This is a genomic window from Arthrobacter sp. 2YAF22_2 (genome assembly GCF_052114645.1).
In the GTDB taxonomy this organism is placed as follows: Bacteria; Actinomycetota; Actinomycetes; order Actinomycetales; family Micrococcaceae; genus Arthrobacter.
On sequence record NZ_JBFRFD010000177.1, the window covers coordinates 1 to 6,436 of the forward strand.

The window sequence follows — 6,436 nt, forward strand, 5'->3', positions numbered from 1 at the left end:
CTCCCATGCCACCTCGCACCGCCTGCTGCCGACCAGCCGGGCCGCCCTGGACCTGGCCGAGACCGTGGTCCTGGTCGATGACGAGCTGAGCACCGGTGCCACGATCATCAACACCATCCGGGACCTGCACGGCACCGCACCGCACCGCCGGTATATCGTCGCCTCCCTGGTTGACCTTCGCTCCCCGGCGGACCGGGACCGTCTCGACGAACTGGCCACCGAACTCGGTACCAGGATCAGCGCGGTGGCCCTGGCGCAAGGAAGCATCCAGCTGCCGGCCACGCTCGCCGCGGATGCGGCGGAGCTGATCGGCGGCCTCCCGGTGCCGCGTCCGGCGGGGCAACTCCGGGGCCGGATCCGGCTGGTGGACCTGAACGGCGTCGTCCCGCCCATCCGGAGCGCCCGATTCGGCGTTGCCGGGCGTCCGGATCCGGAGCAGGCGGCGGCGATCGCGGCGGCCCTCGCGCCGTCCCTCGGCACCGCCGTGGCGGGAACCCGGGTCCTGGTCCTGGCGACCGAGGAATTCATGGCGCTTCCGCTGGCGGTCTCCGCGCGGCTCCAGGAGCTGCGCCCCGACCTTGAAATCCGCCATTCCACCAGTACCCGGTCCCCGATCGCCGCGTTGGATGAACCGGGTTACGCCGTCCGCTCCGCCATCGCGTTCGGCGGCGGCGACGAGTCGCCGGACGGCCCCGGGCCTCGGTTCGCCTACAACTTCATGCACCCCGAGGAGCGCTTCGAGACGGTGCTGATCATGGCCGAGCCCGGCACTCCGTCCGCCGGACTCCTGGCCCCGGGCAAGATCGCCGACGCCGTCGCGGACAGCACGGCGGACGTCCGGCTGGTCCTGCTGCCGGGCCAGGCCCCCTTCCCGACGCCGCTGCGCGGCCCCGCTTTCGGGTCCTATCCGCCGGCGGACGTGCAGTGGCTGCTGAAGGATCTGAGCTTCGCGCAACTGGAGGCACCGAAGGCCCAACGCGAAGCCGCCATCCAGTCCGGCAAGGCCAGCTACGCCGAGTCGTTGCCGCAGGAATTCGAGCCCTCACCCGAGTACGGCGCCCTCTTCCAGGCGGCGCTGGAGAGCTCCGCCGGCCGGATCGCGCACGCCGCCGGAACCCTCACCGAGCAGGTCCTGAAGCTGCGGGGCAACACGCCCGTGCTGGTGTCCCTGGCACGGGCCGGAACCCCGGTGGGAATCCTGATGAAGCGGTGGGCCTGGGAAGTCCACGGCCTGGAGCTGCCGCACTATGCCATCAGCATTGTCCGCGGGCTCGGCATCGACCAGAGCGCCCTCGGCTACCTTGCCGCCCGGCACCGGCCGGAAGACGTTATGTTCGTCGACGGCTGGACCGGGAAGGGGGCCATCGCCCGCGAACTCGCCGCCGCCGTCGAGCTCTTCCGCCAGACCGACGGGCCGGACTTCCGGCCGGACCTCGCGGTCCTCGCGGATCCGGGACACTGCGTGCGGATCTTCGGGACGAGGGAGGACTACCTGGTTCCGTCGGCCTGTCTCAACTCGACCGTCTCCGGGCTCGTCTCCCGCACCGTCTACAACAAGGAGCTGATCCGCCCCGGCGATTTCCATGGCGCCAAATTCTACGCGGAACTTGCCGGCAGCGACGTCTCAAACCACTTCCTGGACACCGTCACCGCGCAGTTCCCCGCCGTTCGGGACGAGGTCTTGACGGCGGCGGTCTCCACACCAACCCGGGTTGAGGAGCTGCCCGAGGCGGACTGGGCGGGCTGGTCCGCCGTCGAAGACATCAGCAGGCGCTTCGGCATCAACAACGTGAACCTGGTCAAACCCGGCGTCGGGGAGACCACCCGGGTGCTCTTGCGGCGGGTGCCGTGGAAGGTGCTGGTGCGTCCGGACGCGCTCGGTGACATCGYCCACGTGCTGCACCTGGCCGAGCAGCGCGGCGTCGAGGTGCTGGAGGTTCCGGGGCTGGCGTACAGCTGCGTCGGCCTGATCCATCCGCTGTACACCCCGGGAGCCACCGGCGCCGACGGCAAGGCCGTGGTGGACGTATGAACACCCACTCGCGCACAGCCCCGGTGATGGTGGCCAGCGACCTGGACCGGACCTTGATTTACTCGGCCAACTCCATGGCGCTCGGCGGCAGCGACCATCTGGCCCCCCGACTGGTGGTCGCCGAGGTCTACGACGCCGCCCCGCTGTCCTTCATGACCCGGGCCGCCGAGGAACTGCTGGAGGGGATCGTGCAGCGGAGCGTGTTCGTGCCGGTCACCACCCGTACCCGGGCCCAGTTCTCCCGCGTGCGGCTGCCCGGCTTCGGCCGAGGGTACGCCGTGACGACGAACGGTGCCGTGCTCCTGCACGACGGCGAGCCGGACCGCGACTGGTCCCGCCACATTCAGCGGTCCCTGGGCTCGGCCTGCGCGCCGCTGGACGACGTGCTGGGGCACCTCGCGGGGCCCGCGGCGGTGCCTGCGATTCTGCGGGTCCGGACCGCCGAAGACGTCTTCGCCTACTCGATCGTTGACCGGCAGGCGCTCCCGGACGGGTACCTGGCGGAACTCGACGCCTGGTGCGCCGCCCGCGGCTGGACGACGTCCCTGCAGGGGCGAAAGCTCTACTGTGTGCCGTCCCCGATCACCAAGGAAGCGGCAGCGGCGGAGATCCGGCAGCGGTGCGGGGCAGGTCTCCTGGTGGCAGCGGGCGACTCCCGCTTGGATGCGGGGATTCTCGAGCTGGCGGACATCGCGATCCGGCCGGCACACGGGGAACTCGACAGCGACGCGTACAGCCGGTCAAACCTGACCGTCACGGCGGCCACCGGGATCCTGGCGGGCGAGGAGATCCTGCGCTTCGTGACCAGCGTGCTGGCCCAGGCCGCGGCGGGAGCCCCGGCGCCGACTACCGCAGCAGCGTATTGATCAGCCGTGCAGCCACCCTCGCGGTGCGGCCGTCGACGTCGAACTCCGGATTCAGCTCCGCGACATCCAGCTGCAACAGCTTTCCGCTCGCGGCCACCTGACGGCAGACGGCGCTGATCACCGGCAGCGGGACGCCGTAGGCGGCCGGGGCGCTCACGCCCGGCGCCACCGACGCCGGCAGCACGTCCAGGTCGATCGTCAGATACAGCGCGTCCACCCGGGCCAGGAACGCCGCCACGAAGGCCTGCGCCGCCTCTGCCGAACAATCCTCGTCCAGCAGGTAGTTCACGCCCAGCTCCGCCGCGGTCCCGAACAGTGCGCCGGTGTTGTTGGGCTCGGAGATCCCGACGACGGCGTACTGCAGTTCCCGGCCCGCGGCCGCTTCGGCCCGGGCCATTTGCAGGAACGGGGTGCCGGAGCTGGGCACCGGTTCGTCGCGGAGGTCGAAGTGGGCGTCCAGGTTCAGCACGCCGACGCGCAGGCCGTCACGGACCGCGGCGGAACCGGCCAGCCCAAGGTAGCTGGCGTAGGCGGTCTCGTGGCCGCCGCCGAGAACCACCGGCAGGGCTCCGGCGTCGAGCAACCCGGTGATGGCCAGCCCGGCACGTGCCTGCCCGGCCTCGAGCGCGTCGCCGGCCACGGTGACATCGCCGGCGTCGTGGACCTCCCGGTCCAGGTGGAACGCGAGCGGTCCAAGTGCGGCACGGATGGCGGCAGGGCCGGCCGCCGCCCCCGTCCGGCCCTTGTTGCGGCGGACCCCGGCGTCGCTGCCGAATCCGAGGATGACGGCGGGCCGGGCACCGCCTGGGGCCGGGGGGAGCTGACGGGGAACCGGCTGCGGCGCATACGGCGTTACGGCCTGCCACCAGCGGCGGTGTTCGGCGCCGTCGCCGTCGAACCGTCCGGTCCAGGACTGCGGCGGGACGTCGGCGGTGTGGGCGGGCTTTGGCATGTCCCTAGCTCACCGCAGCCCGGACCGTAAAACCAGCAGCACCGCCGTCGGGGTGTCCAGAATCCCGGATGCTGCCGTTAAACAGCGCCGGGATGGCAGGTCGCGGCAATGTTCTCGGAAAACACTGCCGCGAGCTGCCACCTCGGCGGGACGCGCGGGCGGAGGCCCGGGACTACTTCACCCCGAGGACGGCCTCGATCGGGCCGATGCCGAAGAACAGCAGGAACGCGGCCGCCACGGCCCACATCAGCGGGTGCACCTCGCGGGCACGGCCCTGGAAGATCCGGATCAGCGCAAAGGAGATGAATCCGGCGCCGAGGCCGTTGGCGATCGAGTACGTGAACGGCATCAGGGTGAAGGTCAGGAACGCCGGGATCGCGATGCCCCAGTCCTGCCAGTCGATCTTGCCGACCTGGGACACCATCATGAATCCCACAACGACGAGCGCGGGCGCAACGGCTTCGAACGGGACCAGGTTGATCAGCGGGGTGAAGAACATCGCGACCAGCAGCAGCAGGCCGGTGACGATCGAGGCGAGGCCCGTCCGGGCGCCCTCGCCGATGCCGGCGCCGGATTCGACGAAGATCTGGTTGGAGGAGACGGACGCGCCGCCGCCCGCGATCGCGCCAATGGCGTCGATCTGGAGCACGCGGTCCACGTTGGGGATGTTGCCGTCCTTGTCGATGGTGCCGGCTTCAGTGGCGAGGCCCACCATGGTGCCCATGGCGTCAAAGAAGATGCTCAGCAGGATCACGAAGGCCAGCAGCGCTGCGGCCACCACGCCGAGGTGCTCAAAGGCGCCGAAGGGGTTGGCCTTGCCGATCAGGGACAGGTCCGGGGCGGCCCAGTCGGTGAACTTGGGTGCCACCAGTGACCAGCCCTGCGGGTTGAACGGCTTGCCCGGCTGGACGCTGGGGCCGATGTGCAAGGTGAATTCCAGGATCACGGACAGGACGGTCGAGGTGATGATGCCGATCAGGATGGCGCCCTTGACCTTGCGGACCACCAGCGCGATGGTCAGGACCAGGCCGAAGACGAACACCAGGGTGGGCCAGCCCAGGAGCTTGCCGTCGAAGCCAAGGCCGACCGGGACTGTGGTACCGGCGACATCGGGGATGCGCCGCACGAAGCCGGCGTTGACCAGTCCGATCAGCGCAATGAACAGGCCGATGCCGACGACGATTGCTGTTTTCAGCCCGTCCGGGACGGCCCTGAACACCGCGGTGCGGAACCCGGTCAGCACCAGAATCAGCATGGTGACGCCGGAGAGCATGATCAGGCCCATCATGTCCGGCCAGGTCAGTCCCGGGTTGGTGGCCACGGTGACGGCGGCGAAGGCGTTGACGCCCAAGCCGGTGGCCAGTGCGAAGGGGTGCTTGGCCCAGGCTCCCATCAGGATGGTGAGGATGCCGGCGACGAATGCCGTGGCAGCCGCGACCGCCGGGAAGCCGAGCGTGGCGCCGGAGGAGTCGGGGCCGCCCAGGATCAGCGGGTTCAGCACCACGATGTAGCTCATCGCGAAGAACGTGGCGAACCCGCCACGGATCTCGCGGGAGAAGTTCGATCCTCGCTCGGAGATCTTAAAATACCGGTCGAGTGCAGAGCCCTGCTTAAGCATTGGTCCTCCGGGAGGGAAATGGGGTGTTAGGTAAATCCTATTGGGCGTGACGGCGCCCACCCGCCAAATTCGCCTAGTCTGTAAGGAAGCCAACACTAGGAGCAGGCCAGCAATGCGTATCGTCAGACAACTTCCGGGCTCCCTGCTGGGCCTGATCACCGTGCTGTCAGTCCTGCTGGCTGTCGCCCTCCTGGGAGCCGGCCCGGCGTCCGCCCACGACGCGGTGGAGTCGACCAGTCCCGCCGCCGGCGCGACGGTGCCCACCCCGCCGGACGCTGTGACTCTCACACTCAGCAACCATCCGCTAACGCTCGGCACCCAGCTCAAGGTCAGCGACGCCGCCGGCACCGACTGGGCCGACGGCGGGGTGCAGATCGTGGACAACGTCGTCTCGCAGAAGCTGCGGACGGGGGCGCCGGCCGGACTCTTCACGGTGCAGTGGCGGGTGGTCAGCGCCGACGGCCACCCGATCGAGGGCACCTTCAGCTTCACCGCCACGGCGGCCGGCGGAGGCTCCGCCGCGGCGGGAACAGCGCCCGGTACGGTCCCGACGCTCGGCACCGCCGAACCGGGCACCACTATTGCGTCTTCACCCGCACCTGACGTTTCCCAGCCGTTCCCGTGGAGCATCGTGCTCTTCGTCGCCGTGGCCGTGGGCATCCTGGTGGCCCTGGGCCTGACGGCGAAGCGGCGTCTCAACGACGGTATCGGGGACGGTTCCGGTGACGACGACGGTTCGGTCGAGCGCGGGGGCGGTTCCGACGAGGGCGGGGCAGACGCCGGCCGGGCGGCCCCGCCGGGCTTAGGCTCCTAGGCCGGCAGGGCCAAGCCGCCGGACAACAGCGAGGGCACGCCGTCGGGGTGGACCTTCGCGGATATCGCCTGGCCCACCAGCTTCGCCTGGCGCAGGACTTCCTTCGGGGTGGGGGTGATGAGCTCGCCGACGCCCACGAGGTACATGCCCAGGG

General features: G+C 70.2%; 5 protein-coding genes and 1 pseudogene. 3 read left to right on the top strand and 3 right to left on the bottom strand.

Annotated elements, in window-relative coordinates; genetic code table 11:
- Both AB4Y86_RS09155 and AB4Y86_RS09160 read left to right on the top strand, forming a co-directional pair.
- On the top strand, positions 1-2,032 hold a 2,032-nt coding region (locus AB4Y86_RS09155; protein WP_441401933.1), incomplete at its 5' end, for a phosphoribosyltransferase domain-containing protein.
- Positions 2,029-2,898, top strand: coding sequence for an HAD family hydrolase (locus AB4Y86_RS09160; protein WP_441401934.1), 870 nt, complete (start codon positions 2,029-2,031; stop codon positions 2,896-2,898). The genes AB4Y86_RS09155 and AB4Y86_RS09160, both read left to right, overlap by 4 nt.
- Here AB4Y86_RS09160 and hutG read toward each other — a convergent pair.
- A complete protein-coding gene (hutG, locus tag AB4Y86_RS09165) occupies positions 2,879-3,850 on the bottom strand; it encodes a formimidoylglutamase (protein ID WP_441401935.1) in 972 nt (323 codons plus the stop codon). The genes AB4Y86_RS09160 and hutG overlap by 20 nt on opposite strands.
- A gap of 172 nt (positions 3,851-4,022) precedes the next feature.
- Entirely contained in the window at positions 4,023-5,468 is a 1,446-nt protein-coding gene (locus AB4Y86_RS09170; protein WP_441401936.1) for an NCS2 family permease, read from the bottom strand.
- Positions 5,469-5,580: 112 nt separating this feature from the next.
- Here AB4Y86_RS09170 and AB4Y86_RS09175 point away from each other — a divergent pair, with 112 nt between their 5' ends.
- Positions 5,581-6,282, top strand: a complete 702-nt coding sequence (locus tag AB4Y86_RS09175; protein WP_441401937.1) for a copper resistance CopC family protein — start codon at positions 5,581-5,583, stop codon at positions 6,280-6,282.
- On the opposite strand, the pseudogene AB4Y86_RS09180 reads toward AB4Y86_RS09175, so the two are convergent.
- Positions 6,279-6,436, bottom strand: a pseudogene (locus AB4Y86_RS09180) (FAD-binding protein); the annotation flags it as partial. The gene AB4Y86_RS09175 and the pseudogene AB4Y86_RS09180 overlap by 4 nt on opposite strands.

Excerpts from the sequence above, each read along its gene's own strand:
- AB4Y86_RS09160 (WP_441401934.1), top strand. The coding sequence starts at position 2,029 with ATGAACACCCACTCGCGCACAGCCCCGGTGATGGTGGCCAGCGACCTG.
- hutG (WP_441401935.1), bottom strand. The coding sequence starts at position 3,850 with ATGCCAAAGCCCGCCCACACCGCCGACGTCCCGCCGCAGTCCTGGACC.
- AB4Y86_RS09170 (WP_441401936.1), bottom strand. The coding sequence starts at position 5,468 with ATGCTTAAGCAGGGCTCTGCACTCGACCGGTATTTTAAGATCTCCGAG.
- AB4Y86_RS09175 (WP_441401937.1), top strand. The coding sequence starts at position 5,581 with ATGCGTATCGTCAGACAACTTCCGGGCTCCCTGCTGGGCCTGATCACC.